The 17,420-nt window shown below is 73.7% G+C and carries 15 protein-coding genes; 5 read left to right on the top strand and 10 right to left on the bottom strand.

Annotated features, from left to right (window positions below; translation table 11 throughout):
- The first annotated feature begins 83 nt into the window (after positions 1-83).
- Entirely contained in the window at positions 84-1,061 is a 978-nt protein-coding gene (locus H288_RS0102175) for a Gfo/Idh/MocA family oxidoreductase (protein ID WP_020090949.1), read from the top strand.
- An 18-nt stretch (positions 1,062-1,079) separates the two neighbouring features.
- Here H288_RS0102175 and H288_RS0102170 read toward each other — a convergent pair whose 3' ends face one another.
- Genes H288_RS0102170 through argJ form a run of 3 tightly spaced genes read right to left on the bottom strand, consistent with a single transcriptional unit; the run spans position 1,080 to position 3,495 of the window.
- The gene (locus tag H288_RS0102170; RefSeq protein ID WP_020090948.1) at positions 1,080-1,532 is read right to left on the bottom strand and encodes a (deoxy)nucleoside triphosphate pyrophosphohydrolase; all 453 of its coding nucleotides are present in this window, start codon (positions 1,530-1,532) and stop codon (positions 1,080-1,082) included.
- The gene (locus tag H288_RS0102165) at positions 1,529-2,248 is read right to left on the bottom strand and encodes an SIMPL domain-containing protein (RefSeq protein ID WP_020090947.1); all 720 of its coding nucleotides are present in this window, start codon (positions 2,246-2,248) and stop codon (positions 1,529-1,531) included. The genes H288_RS0102170 and H288_RS0102165 overlap by 4 nt, the downstream gene beginning before the upstream one ends.
- Complete coding sequence (argJ, locus tag H288_RS0102160; protein ID WP_026604589.1) at positions 2,245-3,495, bottom strand: bifunctional glutamate N-acetyltransferase/amino-acid acetyltransferase ArgJ; 1,251 nt, start codon at positions 3,493-3,495, stop codon at positions 2,245-2,247. Before argJ ends, H288_RS0102165 begins: the two co-directional genes overlap by 4 nt.
- Before the next feature lie 230 nt (positions 3,496-3,725).
- Here argJ and H288_RS0102155 point away from each other — a divergent pair, with 230 nt between their 5' ends.
- From H288_RS0102155 to H288_RS36380, 3 genes are all read left to right on the top strand, one after another.
- A complete protein-coding gene (locus tag H288_RS0102155; protein ID WP_020090945.1) occupies positions 3,726-4,160 on the top strand; it encodes a histidine kinase in 435 nt (144 codons plus the stop codon).
- Between the two features lie 552 nt (positions 4,161-4,712).
- Positions 4,713-6,176, top strand: a complete 1,464-nt coding sequence (locus H288_RS32025) for a HAMP domain-containing protein (RefSeq protein WP_348529232.1) — start codon at positions 4,713-4,715, stop codon at positions 6,174-6,176.
- Positions 6,176-6,670 (top strand): methyl-accepting chemotaxis protein, encoded by a 495-nt coding sequence (locus H288_RS36380; RefSeq protein ID WP_348529237.1) that lies wholly within the window; start codon positions 6,176-6,178, stop codon positions 6,668-6,670. The genes H288_RS32025 and H288_RS36380 overlap by 1 nt, the downstream gene beginning before the upstream one ends.
- Positions 6,671-6,679: 9 nt before the next feature.
- Here H288_RS36380 and H288_RS0102145 read toward each other — a convergent pair whose 3' ends face one another.
- The 7 genes from H288_RS0102145 to H288_RS0102115 form a co-directional block, all read right to left on the bottom strand.
- Entirely contained in the window at positions 6,680-7,528 is an 849-nt protein-coding gene (locus H288_RS0102145; RefSeq protein WP_020090944.1) for a hypothetical protein, read from the bottom strand.
- 129 nt (positions 7,529-7,657) lie between these two features.
- Positions 7,658-8,461, bottom strand: a complete 804-nt coding sequence (gene proC / locus H288_RS0102140) for a pyrroline-5-carboxylate reductase (RefSeq protein ID WP_043712057.1) — start codon at positions 8,459-8,461, stop codon at positions 7,658-7,660.
- 26 nt (positions 8,462-8,487) lie between these two features.
- A complete protein-coding gene (locus tag H288_RS0102135; protein WP_020090942.1) occupies positions 8,488-8,997 on the bottom strand; it encodes a YbjN domain-containing protein in 510 nt (169 codons plus the stop codon).
- Positions 8,998-9,287: 290 nt separating this feature from the next.
- Positions 9,288-9,572 carry an accessory factor UbiK family protein gene (locus tag H288_RS0102130; RefSeq protein ID WP_020090941.1) on the bottom strand — a complete coding sequence of 95 codons (285 nt, stop codon included), beginning with the start codon at positions 9,570-9,572 and terminating at the stop codon, positions 9,288-9,290.
- A gap of 148 nt (positions 9,573-9,720) precedes the next feature.
- The gene (locus H288_RS0102125) at positions 9,721-9,966 is read right to left on the bottom strand and encodes a hypothetical protein (RefSeq protein ID WP_020090940.1); all 246 of its coding nucleotides are present in this window, start codon (positions 9,964-9,966) and stop codon (positions 9,721-9,723) included.
- Positions 9,967-10,099: 133 nt separating this feature from the next.
- Positions 10,100-10,816 carry a PhoH family protein gene (locus H288_RS0102120; protein ID WP_012321860.1) on the bottom strand — a complete coding sequence of 239 codons (717 nt, stop codon included), beginning with the start codon at positions 10,814-10,816 and terminating at the stop codon, positions 10,100-10,102.
- 413 nt (positions 10,817-11,229) lie between these two features.
- Complete coding sequence (locus H288_RS0102115; protein WP_026604588.1) at positions 11,230-13,629, bottom strand: UvrD-helicase domain-containing protein; 2,400 nt, start codon at positions 13,627-13,629, stop codon at positions 11,230-11,232.
- A gap of 335 nt (positions 13,630-13,964) precedes the next feature.
- Between H288_RS0102115 and H288_RS0102110 the strand changes: the two genes are divergently transcribed.
- A complete protein-coding gene (locus H288_RS0102110) occupies positions 13,965-17,405 on the top strand; it encodes an AsmA-like C-terminal region-containing protein (protein WP_020090938.1) in 3,441 nt (1,146 codons plus the stop codon).
- Positions 17,406-17,420: the final 15 nt, after the last annotated feature.

Here is a 17,420-nt window from a genome sequence, read left to right as displayed (position 1 = left end):
TCCCCGCGCCGGTTCGGGCTCCTAAAGCCTGCGACGGGCCGCGCCGCGGCTCGTCAGACGCCAGAAGCCGCACGGATCCCCGCATGCCGACCTCCGACGCACCGCTCACCATCGGGATCATCGGCGCGGGAATCATGGCCGAGCGCCTGCTCGGCGCGATCCACGGGGCGACGGACTCGCCCGTGCGGGTCGCGGCGATCTGGGATCCGGCCCCGGCGGCCCTGGACCGGATCGGCGCGGCCTTCCCGGCGGTGCCGCGGGTGGCCGATTCCGCCGCCGTCGTGGCGGCGAGCGACTGCGTCTACGTCGCCTCGCCGCCCGCCTCGCATCTCGGCTACGCCCGCGCCGCCCTGGCCGCCGGCCGGAGCGTCTTCTGCGAGAAGCCGCTGGCCATCGATCGCGCCGATGCCCGCGCCTTCGTGGCGGAGGCGAGGGGCGCGGGCGCGGTCAATTTCCCGTTCGCCTCGTCGCCGGGCGTGGCGACGATCGAGCGCTGGATCGCGGCCGGCGCGGTCGGCACGCCACGGGCGCTCACCGTCGCGGTGGCGTTCGCCCGCTGGCCCCGGCCCTGGCAGGCCGACGCCGCCCGCTGGCTCGACGCGCGGGGCGAGGGCGGCTTCACCCGCGAGGTGGTCTCGCACTTCCTGTTCCTGGCCCGCCGCCAGCTCGGCCCGCTCGCCGGGCTCGCCGGACGGATCGCCTTCCCGGAACCGGGCCGGTCCGAGCGCGCGATCGACGTGACGCTCACGGCGGGCGGGATCCCCGTCACCCTGACCGGCCGCGTTGGCGGCGTCGCGGCCGACGACCACAACACGTGGACGCTGGAGGGCGACGCGGGCGCCGTCCGGCTGCGCGACTGGGCCATCGCCGAGCGGCGGGGCGCCGACGGGCGCTTCGAGCCGGAGCCCGACGCGATCCCGAACGAGAAGCTGCGGCCGATCACGCTCCGGCGCCAGCTCGAGGGCGTCGTCCGCATGGCGCGCGGCGAGCCCCACCACCTCGCCACCTTCGCGGAGGCGCTCGACGTGCAGGAGGTCGTCGAGTCGATCCTGACCCTGTGAGGGCGGCCCGCGACGGGGTCAGGAATCCAGCAGGTCGATCAGGAACGGGATCAGCGGCGCGTCGGCGGGCGGCATCGCGAGGTCGCGCAGGGCCTTGGGGCGCACCCACTTGAGCGCCTGCCCCTCCATCGACCGCGGCGTCCCCGTCCAGCGCCGGCAGATGTAGAGCGGCATCAGCAGGTGGAAGTCCGGGTAGGCGTGGCTCGCGAAGGTCAGCGGCGCGAGGCAGGGCTCCTCGACCCGGATGCCGAGCTCCTCCGCCAGCTCGCGGATCAGCGTCTGCTCGGGGCGCTCGCCGGGCTCGACCTTGCCGCCTGGGAACTCCCACAGGCCGGCGAGCTGCTTGCCCGCCGGGCGCTCGCTCACGAGGACGCGGCCGTCGACGTCGACGAGGGCGACGGCGACCACGAGGAGCAGGCGCAGGGGCGCGGCAGCGGGGGCGCCGTCGGGGGCGTTCTCGGGCGCGCTCACTGCGCCACCGCGAAGGTGGCCGAGACCTCGGAGGACATCGGGATCGTGCCCGCCTCCAGCGGCACCCGCCGTCCTTTGGCCGCCATCGGCGCCGCCCGGGCCATCTCCAGCGCCGGGCGGTACGGCGTGCCGGCCGCGGCTGTGCTCAGCGTGCAGAGCGGGCCGAGCTTGGCGCCGACCGCCTCCGCGAGGGCCTCGGCGCGGCTCCGCGCGTCCCGGGTCGCCGCCACCTGGAGGGCCGCCTCGCTCTTGTCCGGGTCGCGCAGCCCGAAGCTCACGCCGTCGATTCGGTTCGCGCCGGATTCGAGGGCCTGCCGGAGCAGGTCGCCGAGGCGGTCCATGTCGGCGAGCCGGACGGTGACGAGGTTGCTGGCGCGGTAGCCGTCGGGCTCCTCGGTGACGGCGCCCCCCGGCCGGGCGACGGTGCGGGTCGCGGTCTGCAGGGTGACGGCGGCCGTGCCGAGATCGGCGGGCGGGACCCCGAGGGCGCGGGCCTGCGCCGAGACCCCGGCCACCGCCTTCGAGGCCGCGTCGAGGGCGGCCGCCGCACTCGCCCCACGCGCCTCGATCCCGACGGTCACCTCGGCGAAGTCCGGCGCCCGCGTCTCCGACGCGCGCCCGACGACGCTGATGTGGCGCTTGCACGCCGCGTCGTCGGCCCGCGCCGCGGTCGCCAGGCTCAGGACGAGGAGGGCGCCGGACAGGACCGCCCTCACGAGCGGTAATCCCCGTTGATCTCGACGTAGGCCTTGGTCAGGTCGCAGGTCCAGACGCGGGCCGTGCCGTCGCCCAGGCCGAGATCGACCCGGACCGTGATCTCCGGCGCGCGCATCACGGCGCTCGCCGCCGCCTCGCTGTAATCGGGGTCGCGGGCGCCCTGGACCGCCACCCGCACGTCGCCGAACCAGATCGCGAGCCGGTCGCGGTCGGCGGGCTCGCCGGCCTTGCCCACGGCCATCACCACACGGCCCCAGTTGGCGTCCTCGCCGGCCACCGCGGTCTTCACCAGTGGCGAGTTGGCGATCGACATCGCGATGCGGTGCGCGGAGGCGTCGCTCTCGGCGCCGGTGACCCGCACGGTGACGAACTTGCGCGCGCCCTCGCCGTCCTTGGCGACGAGCTGGGCCAACTCGACCAGCAGGTCGTCGAGCGCCTCCCGGAAGCCGGCGAGGCGCGGGTCGGCGGGATCGCTGATCGCCGGGTTGCCGGCCCTGGCGGTGGCGAACAGCATCAGCGTGTCGGAGGTGGAGGTGTCGCCGTCCACGGTCACGCAGTTGAAGCTCGTCTTCGTCCCGGCCGAGAGGAGCGCCTGCAGCACGTCCTGCGGCAGGGCCGCGTCGGTGAAGACGAAGGACAGCATCGTCGCCATGTCGGGGGCGATCATGCCGGCGCCCTTGGCGATGCCGTTGATCGTCACGCGCACGCCGTCGATCTCGGCCGTGCGCGTCGCGAGCTTCGGGAAGGTGTCGGTGGTCATGATCGCCCGGGCCGCCTCGGTCCAGGCGGCCGGCCCGTCCTCGGCGCGGGCCGCGCAGTCCGCCAGCACGCCCGCGAACCGCTCCGCCGGGAGCGGCTCGCCGATCACGCCGGTCGAGGCGACGTAGACCTCGCGCGCGCCGCAGCCCGCCGCCTCCGCGGCGATCTCGACGGTGCGCGCCACCGCGTCGCGCCCGAGCCGGCCCGTGAAGGCGTTGGCGTTGCCGGAATTGACCACGAGCGCCCGCGCCGACCCGTCGGCCAGGGCGTCGCGGCACCAATCCACCGGCGCCGAGGGACACTTCGACCGGGTGAACACCCCCGCTGCCCGGGTCCCGGCCTCCAGCGCCACGTAGAGCACGTCGGTGCGGCCGCTGTAGCGGATCCCCGCCTGGGCGGTCGCGATTCGCACGCCCGGCAGGGGCGGCAGATCGGGCATCGCGGTGGGCGCCAGCGGGGAGACGGGAGGGGCTTTCGCGGACGACATCGGCTCGGGCTCCGGCAGCGCGCGGCTCAGGTCCCGCGGCGGCCCGGTGTTGCCCGCGCGACCCCGCCGGCGTCAACTCCGTGCCCAGCCTATGATCAGGCCGCCGGAGTGCTTCGCCATTGTGCAACGGCGGCGCCGAATGCGGCGTGATGACGGCGCCGGGCTTGCGTGTGGATTGCATCCCAGCTTAGCATGCTGCATCGCAAAGCCAGCGCGAAGTCGAGTGCGGAATGCCCCCAGCCGACGACGAGACTGCCTCGAGCAGCCTTCCCCAGGGCAGCTGCTACCGGATCCAGGTTCTGGTCGTCGGCCGCCACAAGCGCTGGCGCGACGAGGTCTCGGCCCAGGTCCGGATGCTGGGCTACCAGGTCACCGCCTGCGACCGCGGCGTCGACGCCATGACGGTGCTGGCCCTGGGCCTGCCGGTGGACGTGCTGGTGGTCGATACCGCGCTCCAGGGCGGCCTGTGCTGCGCGCAGCTGGCCGTCGAGGCCCGGGCCCTGCGCCCGGCCCTGCGCATCATCCTCGCCAGCGACCCGGTCGACGCCATGGGGCCGGAGGCGTCGGTCCGCGTGCCCGACGCGCTGCTGGTCCCGCGCGACCAGTTCCAGAACGGGATGATCGCCACGACCATGCGCGAGGCGCTGGCGAGCCGCGCCGCCTGAACTCCGGCGCGAGGCCTGATCGACCCGGACGGCCCGCGAGCCGGGGGTCTGCGCGACCCGTCGATCGAATCGCGGCCGACGCGCTTCAGGCCGTCGCCATGTCTCCCCGAAGGTCGGGACTGTAGCGCGGGTCTTCCTGCCCGATGTCAGCAACGCGGGCCGGACCGTGCCGCAATGCAAGTGCATCGCCCGCGTGATCCAGCGCGAGCGTGTACCGCGCGAAGTCTCGACGCCGCTCGGCAGCGGACACGCGCAGGGCGAAGCTTCCGGGCGGACCGGGAGGCGCCGTCAGAACTGATCCATCGCGACGAGAACGCACCGATTGCCGTTTGCGCGCGCAGCCCGGCAGGTTTGGTCACCTCGAGCGCCCGAGATATCGGGTCTGTCTCTAAGTATTGTCGTCTATCATCTATAATACAAGTTGAACTTGATCGCGCGACACGATGTTGTCATGATCGTATCGTCTATCGTAAGGCCGAAAGTCTGGCCTCTTCTGTGGAAGATACGTCCGTGAGAACTGGGATACGCGCTCGTCTCTACGCGGGATTTGCGATGCTCGTCATGATCACGGGCATCATCGGCGCATTCGCGATCTACCAGCAGGCTGTCATCGGCGCGGACCACGCGCTTCAGGAGCGCGTGGAGCGGGGGGCGCAATCGGTCCTGATGATCGACGGTCACGCCGCACGCCTCGTCGGGACGGCCGAACGGTACCGGCTCCAGCCGGATCCCGACCTGATCGCCGCGATGGAGCAGGCCCGGCAGGCGATCGAGCAGACCTGCGACCGGTACTTCTCGCTGGCCATGACGGACGGGGGGCGGAAGCTCTACGACGACGTGCGGGAGGCCGCCCGCGCCATGAAGCCGGAACTGGAACGCCTCGCGGCGTCGGGGGCGAGCCTGCGCGAGGCCAGGACGAAGCTCTACGAGACCGGCAACGCGCTCACCACCCTTCTCGCGAGCTTGCTCGCGGACGTGCGCGCCCGGGCCGGCGAGGCGATGCTCGCGCGTGTCGAGCACGTCGAGAACGCCGTCCTGCGGTCCCGCATCGCGTCGGCCCGCTTCGTGATCGGCCTGGACGCCCATGACCGCGACGCCTTCGAGCAGCGGGTCGAGCAGGCTCTGGCGGCCCTGGACGCGTTCAAGGACGCGCAGGGCGGCGCGGTCTTCGGGCAGCAGGTCAGGTCCGTCCGCGACGCGCTGATCGCCGCCGCGGCCGGCTTCCGCACGTACGATCGGGCGGTGGCGTCGGCGAAGGCGACGTTCGAGACCGGGATCAAGCCCCACGCCGACGCGATCGACCGGCTCGGCATCGCGCTGCGCGACCGGATCGTGGCCGCCGGCGAGACGATTTCCCGGGAGACCGCCCTGGCGGCGAGGCGGGCCCGGTACATCCTGATCGGCCTGGTCGCCGCGGCCCTGCTCCTCGGGGGTATCCTGGCCTTCGTGCTGGCCCGCAGCGTCATCCGACCGGTCGCCGGCATGACGGAGGCGATGACGCGGCTGGCCGAGGGCGATCTTCACGTCGCGGTGCCGTACCGCGCGGCGACCGACGAGATGGGCGCGATGGCCAAGGCCGTCGACGTCTTCCGCCAGAACGCGGTCGCGCGGGCGGAGCTCGAGGCGGCGCAGGCCGCCGAGCGGGAGGCCCGCCTGCGCCGGGCCGAGCGGGTCGAGCAGCGCGTCCACGCCTTCCAGGCGAAGATCGCCGCCTCGCTCGACATCGTCACGGCGGCGACCAGCGAACTCGACGCGACCGCGCAGGCGATGACCCGGGTGGCCGACAACACCAACAGCCAGGCCGTGACGTCGAGCTCGGCCGCTGCCCAGACCTCGGCCAACGTCCAGACCGTCGCGGCCGCCGCCGAGGAGATGGTTTCCTCGCTCCAGGAGATCGAGCGGCAGGTCGTGCGCTCGAACGCGGTGGCCGGTCACGCCGCCCACGAGGCCGAGGCGACCAACGCCGCCATGGCGCGAGCCTGCACGCCGCCGCCGAGCAGATCGGGGCCGCCGTGATGATGATCTCCGGCATCGCGAACCAGACCAACCTGCTCGCCCTCAACGCCACCATCGAGGCGGCGCGGGCCGGCGAGGCGGGACGCGGCTTCGCCGTCGTGGCCTCCGAAGTGAAGGAGCTCGCCGCCCAGACGGCGCGGGCGACCGAGGAGATCGGCGGCCAGATCGCCGCGATCCAGGCGGCCTCCGGGCAGGCCGCGGAGGCGATGGCGCAGATCGCCCGCACGATCGCCTCCGTGAACGAGATCAGCGGCGCCATCGCGGCGACGGTGGTGCAGCAGACGGCGGCCACCGGCGAGATCTCGCGCAATGCCGGCGAGGCGGCGCGGGGGACGGAGGGCGTCTCGGCCAACGTGGCGCGCGTGCTGGCCGCCGCCCGGGAGGCCGGGAGCGCCGCCGCGCAGGTTCAGAGCGCGGCGGCCGAACTGGCGACGCAGTCCCTGACGGTCAAGCGCGAGGTCGACAGCTTCCTCAGCGACATCCAGGCCGCTTGAGCGACCGGTCTAGATGGCGGCAGCGGGGTCGCTCTCGTCACCGTCGCCGTCGCGGCTCCGCCGGTCGCGCGGCCGCCGGTCCAGGAACGAGCGGCCGATGGCGCGCAGGGGCGCCGTCAGGCGGCGAACGTCCTCGGCCCGCTCCATGATGCGCTCGCCGTTGCGGATCTCCTTGTCGAGCCGCGCCATCGTCCGGGCGAGCGCCGGATCGTCGTCGTCCAGCCAGACCTGGGTCACGCGGGCGAAGGCGATGACCACGCCCTGCAGCTTGAGCTGCCCGAGCGACCCCTCGGTGTCGATCCCGGCCGCCGCCAGCATGTAGCGGTGCGAGTTCAGCATGACGCCGTTCAGCGCCAGCATCGAGAGCGGCTCGCCCCGGAGCGCGTAGGCGATCCGGCGCAGCGCCGGCTTGTAGGGCTCCATGGCGTCGAGGCGGCGCATCAGCACGTCGAACAGCCGCTCGCGGGTCGGCTCCTCCTCGAGACCCGTGAGATCGCCCTCCAGAACCTTGCGGTCGATGATGCGGGTCAGCCCGCCGAGAACCGCCCCCTTCGACGGGAACAGGTCGCGCAGCTCGGCGAGCGTCAGGCCCGCCTCCCGGGCGATGTCGCTGACCTCGATGTCGTTCCAGGGCTGCTCGGCGGCGAGGCGCATCAGGGCCTCGACGGCGGCCTCTCGGGGCGACAGCTTCGGCGACCCGCCCTGCGTCCCCGAGTCGTCGGCCCCGGTCTTGTCGCTCTCCTGCGCGACGCTCGCGTGGGCAGCGCTCTCTCGGGCAGCGCCTTCCTGCGCGTCGCCCGCCTTGGCGGGGCTCGCGGCCTTGCGGGGCCGCTTCGAGGGGGCTTTGCTGTCGGTCATGGATCGGTCGCCCGGTCTGATCGGTCGTGTGGCCTCATGTAGGCGGGCGGGCCGCGAAGGGCAGGTCCGTCGCGCGGCCATGCCGCACGGACGCCGCCCGATGTCAGCCCTTGATGCCAACGCCCGATGTCAGCCGGACAGTTCCCCCGCCCGCCGACGGGCCGCGGCCACGGCCTCGCGCATCAGCGCGCTGAGGCCGTCCTCCCGCATCAGCACGTCGAGGGCCGCCGCGGTGGTGCCGCCGGGCGACGTGACGTTGCGGCGCAACTCCGCCGCCTCGGCCGGGCTGGCATCGAGGAGCGCGCCGGCTCCCGCCACGGTCGCCCGGGCGAGGCGGCGGGCGACGTCGGGCTCCAGGCCGGCCGCGATGCCGGCCTCCGCCAGGGTCTCGGCCAGGAGGAAGACGTAGGCCGGTCCGGAGCCCGAGACCGCCGTCACGGCGTCGATCTGCGCCTCGTCGGCGAGCCACGCCACGGCGCCGTTGGCCGCGAACAGGGCCTCGGCGGCCGCCCGCTGCGCGGGGGTGACCTCCGAGCTCGCACAGGCACCGGTGGCGCCCCGGCCGATGCTCGCCGGCAGGTTGGGCATCGCCCGGACGATCGCCCGCGCCCGCGGCAGCCGGCCGCGGAGATCCGCGACGGTCTTGCCCGCCAGGATCGAGACGAGGAGCGTGTCGCGGCCGATGAGCCGATCGAGCCCGGGGGCCGCCTTGTCCAGGCCCTGCGGCTTGATCCCGAGGACCAGGACGTCGCCGGGCTCGGGATCGGACGGGTTCAGGGCGATGCCCCGCTCGGCGCAGAGATCCACGATCGGGCGCACGGGTACCGGGTCGATGATGGTGGTGCGGCGGGGATCGAGGCCCGCCTCCAGCCAGCCCGCCAGCATCGCGCCGCCCATCTTGCCCGCCCCGGCCAGGACCAGGGAGGCGGGCATCCGCGCCGTGGGGGCGCCCGGGGCGGTCACGCCTCGCCTTCGGTCTCGAACAGGACGGCGTCGAGGGCCTCGCGGGCGCTCTTGCCGGCCCAGAGGACGAACTGGAACGCCTGGAAGTATCGCTCGCAGGCGTCGACCGCCGTCTTCATCATCGTGGCGCATTGCGGGTGGGTCGGGACGGCGCCGCCGGTCAGCAGGAGCGCGTGCCGGAACATCACCACGCTGTCGGTCGTCCAGAGGTCGAAATGGCCGACCCAGAGCTGCTCGTTGATCAGCGCGATCAGGCGCATCACCTCGGTGCGCTGCCGCTCCGGCACCTTGAGGTCGAAGGCGCAGGCGACGTGCAGCGCCTCGACGTCCTCGATCCACGTGAAGGCGACGTTGTAGTCGGTCCAGCGACCGGGGCTCGTGACCGACATCTCGTCGGTCTCGGCCCGGTCGAAGATCCAGTCGCGCAGGGAGGCCAGCCGCTCGACGACGTCGAGCGGATGCTCGTTCCGGTCCGGGTCGTGGAAGTCGACGTTGAGAAGCGGCATGACGATCCAAAAGGACGACCCGGACGAGATCCGGCCCGACGTGGCGGTGACGCGAAACCGGAGCGCGAGAACACTCCGAGAACTGGAACGACCGGCAGATCTAGGCCGGCGGTGACGCGATCGACTGTCGAAGCTCTGCGGACATCGCCCCGCAGCCCCCGAATCACCCTATGCCCGACTATAGACCGGCCGTGACTCGCGACACAAAGTGCAGGTCACATTCAGTGAACAGGAAACCGGATCGTCGACGCCGCTTCCTGTGTAAAAGCCCGCGGCGTTGCCGCGGAGACTCAGACCACCTCGCTCAGGCCCGCGGCGCCCGCTCCGGCGCTCCCGGATCGCGCCTCCAGGGCCGCCACGCGGGCCGTCAGGGCCTCGTTCTGCGCCTGGAGCTGGGTCACGAGGTCGCGGAGCACGTCGAGCTCTTCGCGGGAGGCGATGTCGAGGTCGCGGACGACGCGCTCGAGCTGCGCCCGGACCACGGTCTCGGCCTCGCGGCGGACGCCCTGGGCGGCGCCGGCGGCGTCCGTCATGAGGCGGGCGAGGTCGTCGAACAGTCGATTGGAGGGGGGCATCGGGGTCTCCCGGATCGGCCGGCTGCCGCGGCGGCCGCCTGACGGCGCGATTCGAGACGACGAGATAGGAATCTTCGGAACGGGGAGCAACGCCCGGTTCCGGCCGGGCGAGCGGAGCGGGGCCGGAAGACCCCACTCCGCCGTTCAATCACATGCGGTGCATGCGGCGGTGCATGCGGTGATGCATCATCCGGCGCTCCATGCGGCGGTGCATCATGCGGCGCTCCATGCGGCGATGCATCATGCGCCGCTCCATGGGAGTCATCCGGACATGCGTCACCGCGTCGGGCGCCGACACGGCGCCGGGCATCGCGGGGGCGGCCGAGGCCGGCTGGACGAGGGCGGCGCCGCCGAGCGAGGCCAGCACGGCGAAGGCGAAGGTCAGTTTCCTCACGAGGAGACTCCAGTTCTCTGAAGGCCGGGCTCGGCGCCCGGTTCATCCTCCCGAAAGGGAGGTGCGGAGAGTCGTCTCGTGCCGGGGGACGGCACGGCGGGTCTGCGAGGACCCGCCGCCATCAACTTCCGATTTAGAGATTCGTTTCCTCGAACGCCTTCACCCACTCGGCGCAGATGCCGGAGCGGACGATGTCGTTGCGGGTGAACTCCACCACGGGGATCGGCATCATCCGGCTCTTGACCATGTGCATGACGGTGCGCAGGCCCGAGGTCTCGCGGAGGTCCGTCTGCGAGACGTCGCCGTTGATGATGACCTGGCAATCGTCGCCGATCCGGGTCAGGAACATCTTGATCTCGTTGATCGTGGTGTTCTGCGCCTCGTCGAGGATCACGAGGCAGTTCTTGAAGGTCCGGCCGCGCATCACCTCGAAGGGGACGATCTCGATGTCGCCGGTCTTCAGGGCGATCTCGAAGGCGGCGGCGCCCATGCGCTCCTTCATGGCCTCGGTGAGGGGGGCGACCCAGGGGGCGATCTTCTCTTCCAGGGTGCCGGGGAAGTAGCCCAGCGACCGGCCCGAGGGCACGTTCGGGCGGGTGATGACCACCTTGGCGATGCGGCGCTGGCGGAGCTGGTCCGCCGCGCGGGTGCCGGCGATGAAGGTCTTGCCGGTGCCGGCGGGCCCCAGGACGATGACCTGCGGCGAGCGGGCGAGGGCGTCGAGATACTCGGCTTGGCGTTCGGTGAGCGGCTGGATGGGAGCGAGATTGCGTTCTTCGTCGAAGCGTGTGCGATGAATGCGGGACGTGCGGTCTTCAACCAGTTCAAGTCGTGCGCGGCGTCTCTTCATGGATGTACACTCCAACGGGACTTGCCAACCTGGATCTGTCTCTGAACTGCCGTTTACCTGCTTGCTCCCGGTTCTACTCGCTTGCGGAACTTAATACCGGCCCCAGGCCGAAGGTTCCGCCCCGCGCTCGTCCGCCTGTGGAGAGCGTCACGACGTTCCGTGCGCGGCCGAATACGCGATGCAACTGGCGCACCAGTGCGATTCGCGCCCGACGATTGCGCGCCGGGTGTGACTAAGGGGTGACGGTCGGTGAAGGGGCTTCGAAAAAGCCGCGCGGCTGGCGCGCACGCATCAGGTTCGGGACGGTGGTGTCGCGGTAACGCGGCATCCGGCACGGTCGCGATCCTCCCCGCCCGCGCGGGCGAAGCCGGCCGACCCTGCCGCCCTGACACGTCCGGGCTTGGTCGGCGGGACTAGCTCGATCCGGCCTGGACGAAGCTGTCGAGGACCATCTTCCGGCCGGCCTTGTCGAAGTCAACGGTCAGCTTGTTGCCGTCGACCGCCGCGACCGTTCCGGGGCCGAACTTGGTGTGGAAGACCCGCTGGCCGCCCTGGAAGGCCGAGGGCGCGCCCGTCGACTTGGCGATCAGCTCGCCCTCGATCTGGCGGGGACCGCCGGACTGGCCCCCGGACCGGCCGCCCGGACCCGCCGAGCGGAAGCCGCTTCCGGACCCCGATCCGAACCCGGACCGGCCGCCCGGCGCGGTGTTGGCCTGCGCGCGCTGCCAGCCCGGCGTGCCGTAGCTCGATCCGAACGGCGTCGGGTTGCGGTCGAACCGCGAGGCGCCGGCGGAGAAGTGCGCCGGGGCCTCGACCACGTCGACCGCCGTCTCGGGCAGCTCGTCGATGAACCGGGACGGGATGGTCGAGGACCAGAGCCCGTGGATGCGCCGGTTGACCGCGAAGGACAGCTTCGCGCGCTTGCGCGCCCGGGTCAGCCCGACATGGGCGAGGCGCCGCTCCTCCTCCAGGCCCGCCCGGCCGCTCTCGTCGAGCGCCCGCTGGTTCGGGAACAGGCCGTCCTCCCAGCCGGGGAGGAACACGGTGTCGAACTCGAGCCCCTTGGCGGCGTGGAGCGTCATCAGCGAGACCCGCTCGGCGCCCTCGGCCTCGGAGGCCTCCATCACCAGGGAGACGTGCTCCAGGAAGGCCGCGAGGTCAGGGAACTCCTCCATCGAGCGGACGAATTCCTTCAGGTTCTCCAGCCGGCCGGCGGCGTCGGCGGAGCGGTCCTTCTGCCACATCTCGGTGTAGCCGGACTCCTCCAGGATGGTCTGCGCGACCTCGCTGTGCGGCTGCGTCTCCGCGAGCCGCGCCCATCGCGAGAAACTCTCGGTCAGCGCCCGCAGGGTCGAGCGGACCCGGGGCTTCAGCTCGTCGGTCTCGCACAGGCGCGCGGCGGCGATGCGCAGAGGCAGCCGGTTGGCGCGGCCGTAGGTGTGGAGCTGCTGCAGAGTGGCGTCGCCCAGGCCGCGCTTGGGCGTGTTCACGATCCGCTCGAAGGCGAGGTCGTCGCTGACGTTCACGGTGGCGCGCAGGTAGGCCAGCGCGTCGCGGATCTCGGCGCGCTCGTAGAAGCGCGGGCCGCCGATGACCCGGTAGGGCAGCCCGAGCTGGACGAACCGGTCCTCGATCTCGCGCATCTGCGCCGAGATCCGCACCAGCACGGCGATCTCCGACAGGGGATGCTGCTTGGACTGGAGGGACTCGATCGACTCGGCGAGCATCCGCGCCTCCTCCTCGGAATCCCACGCGCCCGTCACGGTGACGCGCTCGCCCGGCTCGTCGTCGGTGCGCAGAGTCTTGCCGAGGCGGCTCTCGTTCCTGGCGATCAGCCCGGAGGCGGCGGCCAGGATGTGGCCCGTGGAGCGGTAGTTGCGCTCCAGGCGCACCACCACCGCGCCCGGGAAGTCGTGCTCGAAGCGCAGGATGTTGTCGACCTCGGCCCCGCGCCAGCCGTAGATCGACTGGTCGTCGTCGCCGACGCAGGCGATGTTCTTCCGGGACTGCGCCAGGAGGCGCAGCCACAGGTACTGGGCGACGTTGGTGTCCTGGTACTCGTCGACCAGGATGTAGCGGAACCGGTCCTGGTAATTGGCCAGGACGTCGGGGTTCTCCCGCCAGAGCTTGAGGCAGAGCAGCAGGAGATCGCCGAAATCGACGGCGTTCAGCGTCGCCAGCCGGGCCTGGTAGGCGGTGTAGAGGGCGCCGCCCTTGCCGAACGCGAAGGCCGAGGCCTCGCCCGGGGGCACCTGCTCGGGGCCGAGGCCGCGGTTCTTCCAGCCGTCGATGGCGTGGGACAGGGCCCGGGCCGGCCAGCGCTTCTCGTCGACGTTCTGGTCGGCGATGACCTGCTTCATCAGCCGGAGCTGGTCGTCGGTGCCGAGGATGGTGAAGTCGGATTTCAGCCCGACCAGCTCGGCGTGGCGGCGCAGGATCTTGGTGCCGATGGCGTGGAAGGTGCCGAGCCACGGCATGCCCTCTCCGGCCGGCCCGATCAGCGCGCCGATCCGGTGCTTCATCTCCCGGGCGGCCTTGTTGGTGAAGGTCACCGCCAGGATGTCGAAGGGGCGCGCCCGGTTGGTGGCGATCAGGTGGGCGATGCGGGTGGTCAGCACCCGGGTCTTGCCGGTGCCGGCGCCGGCCAGCACCAGGACCGGGCCCTCCGTGGTCTCGACGGCGCGGCGCTGCTCGGGGTTGAGCCCCTCGAGGTAGCCGGCCGCGTCGCGCCGGAGGGCGCCCATGGCGCGGGCGGCGATGGACGTGGCGGGCGCGCCGTCCCCGGTGGGTTGCGGATGCGGGCGGTTCTGCATCCCGCTTCCCTGGACCAAATCGCGAACGGCGTCGAGGCCGTTCGCGCCGCGGCGGGGGCGCGGAGCCATGAAGCGCGGCTGTCCGCGCCGGGGTGATCCGCGTCCTTCGGGCTGGTCGCGTTCCGCGGCCGATCGCGCGATCCATAGGCCGCGGGCCCGGGATGCCCGAGGAACCTCGCGCGTGCCCCGACCGCCGCTCGGGACCGTGGCATCGCCGCTGGCGCCCCCGGCGGCTTATCGTGCTATGGCCGTGGCGACTGACTCGCGGGGGCACGCGGGGCACGGCGGCCCGGTGAGGTCGCGGCCTCGCGCAGAGATGGTGCGGAACGGGACCATTGCGTGATCTTCTGACCGCGCTGGCGTGCGCCGTCATCCTGGTTCTCGTGGCGGCGCTCGCGGTCCCGCCCTTCGTCGACTGGCAGGCCCATCGCGGGCTCGTCGAGCGGGCGCTCGCCCGGTCCCTGGGCGTTCCGGTCCGGACCGACGGCCGGATCGAGGTCCGCCTGCTGCCGTCGCCGCGGCTGCGCGTCGACCGCCTCCACCTCGGCGCCGATCCGGACCGCCCCAGCCTCGATGCCCGGTTCGTCAAGGCCGAGATCGCCCTGGCGCCGCTCCTCAAGGGCGAGTTCCGCTTCACCGAGACCCGGATCGGCCGGGCCGAGATCAAGCTCCCGGTCGCCGGCCCGGACACGCTGAAGCTGCCGCCCGATTTCGGCGGGGCCCTGCGCGACCGCGACCTCGCCATCGAGAACCTGCACATCCAGCAGTTCCTCGTCACCACGCAGGTCCCCGCCACCGGGCGGACCGACCAGCTCTACGTCCAGGACCTGCGCCTGCAGGCGCCGGCCCTGGTCGGGCCCTGGCGGATCGAGGGGACGAGCGGCGGCGTCCCGTTCCGGGCGGTCAGCGGCACGCCGGGACCGGACGGGCGCCTCGCCGCCAAGATCTCCGGCGGCGGCGACGCGACGCCGCGCTTCGAGGCGGACGCGCGGTTCGGCCTCGTCCCCGCCGAATCCGGCGGCGCCCAGGTCGAGGCCGAGGGCTCCGCCCGCCTCGTCGTCGGGCCGCCGACCCAGGCGGCCGGCGCCTACCTGCCGTTCTCGCTGGCCGGCACCTTCAAGGCCCGGGGCACGCAGGTGCGCTTCGAGGCCGTCGACCTCGCCATCGACCCCGGCGGCCGGGCCCTGCGGCTCGGCGGCACCGGACGGCTCGACCTGCGCCAGTGGCGCGCCGGCCTGACCCTGGACGCCCGCCGCCTCGACCTCGACGCCTTCCTGGCCTCGGCGGAGGGGCAGAACCTGATCGCCCGCGGCCTGCCGCGCTCGACGGGCAGCCTGCCGGCGATGCTCGACCTCGACCTCACGGTGGGCAGCGCCGTGCTGGGCGGCGAGGAATGGTCGAACCTCGCCCTCACCGGCACCCTGGAGCGGGCCGGCGGCCTGCTGCTGCGCCGCTTCGCGGTGACCGGCCCGGCCGAGTCCACCGTCACGGCGAGCGGGCAGGTCGAGACGGCGCCGCTGCGCTTCTCCGGCCCGGTGGCGCTCGCCGCCCCCGACTCGGAGGCGCTCGGCCGCTACCTGCGCCGCCTCGGCGCCGAGGGGCCGCTCGTCGCGCTCCTCGACGGGCGGAAGATCGAGGCCGCCGCCGACCTGTCGGCCGCCGGGACCGGCCTATCCCTGCGCAACATGCGCCTCGGCCTCGGGCCGGCGCGGATCACCGGGAACGCCCGCTACACCGCCGCCGAGGGCGCCGAGCGCGGGCGGTTCGAGGCCCAGATCCGCGCCACCGGCCTCGACATCGCCGGCCTGCCGCCCCTCGGGACGACCCTCGGCACCCTGCGCGACACCGACCTCGCCCTGACGCTCGAGGCGAAGGACGTCCGGTTCGGCACCGCGGGCTCCGGTACCGGCACGATCGCGGCGCGGATCCAGTCGGACGGCGCCGGCCTGGCGGTCGACAGCCTCGACGTCACCGACCTCGCCGGCGCCAGCGCCCGGCTGTCCGGGCAGATCGGCGCGGACGGGACCGGCCGCGTCTCCGGGCGCCTCAAGGCGCCGGCGGCGGCGCCGCTGCTTGGCCTGCTCGAGCGGGTCTGGGTGGGCGAGATCCGCCTGCTGCCCGCCTTCCTGCGGGACGCGCCCCTCGACCTCGCCGTCACCCTCGACCGGGAGGGCGGCGCGGCCGCGGCCCTGCGGACCCAGGCCCGGGGCAGCGCCGGCGGCGGCACCCTCGACCTGACGCTCGCGAGCCGTGGCACGCGGATCGAGGGCGGCACCGCCACCCTCACGGCGCCGCGGGCCGGACCGTGGTTCGGCCGCGCCGACCTCGCCGGCCTGCAGCAACCTGCCGAGCTTCGGCTGACCGCCGAGCGGCCGGACGGCCAGTCCCTTGCCCTGACGGCGAGCGGCACGGTCGCGGGCCTGCGCCTCGCCACGGGCCGCCCGATCCTGGTCGGTCCCGACTTCGTCCCCACCGGCGGCACGCTCCGCGGCGAGACGGCCGATCTGGCGCCGTTCCTGACGCTGGCCGGCGCCGCGACCCTGGCACCGGGCGCGTGGCCGGCCGACCTCACCGTCACGCTGTCGCGGCAGCAGGGCGAGGCCGCCGCCGCGCTCGCCGGCACGGTCGCGGGCGCGGGGGTGAACGGGACGCTGCTGCGGTCGGCAGGCGGTGCCCTGCACGGCCGCCTCGCCCTCGACCGGCTGTCGATCCCGCAGCTCGCGGCCGCCCTGGTGATCCCGCCGGGGGCGAACGGCGCGTTCGGCCCGCCGACCGCCCACCCGGCCCTGTCGCTCGACGCCCGCGTGGCCAGCCTGGATCTCGGCCGCGGCCTCGTCGCCACCGACGCGACCGCTGCCCTCGGCCTCGCCGACGCGGGCCTGACCCTGCGCGACCTGACCGGCAAGCTCGCCGGCGGCCGCCTCGCGGGCTCGGTGACGATCGCCCGGCTCGGGGCCGGCGCCTCGGTCTCGGGCTCGGGCAGCCTCGACGGCGCGGCGCTCCCCACCCTGGCCGGCGGCCCGTTCGGCGGCCGCCTGAGTGCCGACCTGCGCTTCGCCGCCACGGCCGAGACCCTGCCGGGCCTCGCCGACAGCCTCTCGGGCAGCGGCGCGCTCACCCTGACGGACCTGAGCCTGCCCGCGGCCGATCCCGCGGCGCTCGGCCGCGCTCTCGCCCGCGCGGCCGAGATGGACGACCCGCTCCGCGAGGGCCGGCTCCAGGCGCTCGTCACCGAGGAACTCGCCCGGGGCGGCGCGCAGGCGCGCGGATCCGCCCGGGCCGCCGCCACGATCGTGGGGGGCGTGCTGCGGGCCGGGCCGTTCGACCTCGATCTCGGGCCGGCCCGCTGGGTCGGCACCGTCGGCTACGACCTGCGCGCCGGGCGCCTCGACGCCCGCGGCACGCTCGCGGGCGGCCCGGTGCCCCGCGGCTGGAATGCCGGGCCGCCCGCGGTCCAGTTCGGCCTGACCGGGCCGCTCGGCGCGCCCGAGCGGGTGCTCGACGTCGGCACCCTGTCGAACGGCCTCGCGGCCTTCGTGCTGCAGCGCGAGCTGGAGACGATCGAGCTGACCGAGGCCGACCAGGTGGAGCGGCAGCGCCGCCGCGCCCGGATCGAGATGGATCGGGCCCGCGCGGCGGCCCTCAAGGCCGCGGCCGAGAAGGCCGCTGCGGACAGGACTGCCGCCGACAAGGCCGCCGAGGAGGCGGCGAGGCGGCCGCGCAACCCGGAGGAGGGTGCTGCCCAGCCACCGGCGCCGGCCGAGGCCCGGCCGTGAGGCCGGCCGCGTCCT

Source organism: Methylobacterium sp. 285MFTsu5.1, from assembly GCF_000383455.1.
Taxonomy (GTDB): domain Bacteria; phylum Pseudomonadota; class Alphaproteobacteria; order Rhizobiales; family Beijerinckiaceae; genus Methylobacterium.
Note: the sequence above shows the minus strand (reverse complement) of the source record. Positions and strands in the feature narration are given on the sequence as shown.

Excerpts from the sequence above, each read along its gene's own strand:
- proC (WP_043712057.1), bottom strand. The coding sequence starts at position 8,461 with ATGCCCGCCTCCCTGGTCCTGGCCGGGGCGGGCAAGATGGGCGGCGCG.
- H288_RS0102155 (WP_020090945.1), top strand. The coding sequence starts at position 3,726 with ATGCCCCCAGCCGACGACGAGACTGCCTCGAGCAGCCTTCCCCAGGGC.
- H288_RS0102135 (WP_020090942.1), bottom strand. The coding sequence starts at position 8,997 with ATGCCGCTTCTCAACGTCGACTTCCACGACCCGGACCGGAACGAGCAT.
- H288_RS0102175 (WP_020090949.1), top strand. The coding sequence starts at position 84 with ATGCCGACCTCCGACGCACCGCTCACCATCGGGATCATCGGCGCGGGA.
- H288_RS0102130 (WP_020090941.1), bottom strand. The coding sequence starts at position 9,572 with ATGCCCCCCTCCAATCGACTGTTCGACGACCTCGCCCGCCTCATGACG.
- H288_RS32025 (WP_348529232.1), top strand. The coding sequence starts at position 4,713 with ATGCTCGTCATGATCACGGGCATCATCGGCGCATTCGCGATCTACCAG.
- H288_RS36380 (WP_348529237.1), top strand. The coding sequence starts at position 6,176 with ATGATGATCTCCGGCATCGCGAACCAGACCAACCTGCTCGCCCTCAAC.
- H288_RS0102115 (WP_026604588.1), bottom strand. The coding sequence starts at position 13,629 with ATGCAGAACCGCCCGCATCCGCAACCCACCGGGGACGGCGCGCCCGCC.
- argJ (WP_026604589.1), bottom strand. The coding sequence starts at position 3,495 with ATGTCGTCCGCGAAAGCCCCTCCCGTCTCCCCGCTGGCGCCCACCGCG.
- H288_RS0102120 (WP_012321860.1), bottom strand. The coding sequence starts at position 10,816 with ATGAAGAGACGCCGCGCACGACTTGAACTGGTTGAAGACCGCACGTCC.
- H288_RS0102145 (WP_020090944.1), bottom strand. The coding sequence starts at position 7,528 with ATGACCGACAGCAAAGCCCCCTCGAAGCGGCCCCGCAAGGCCGCGAGC.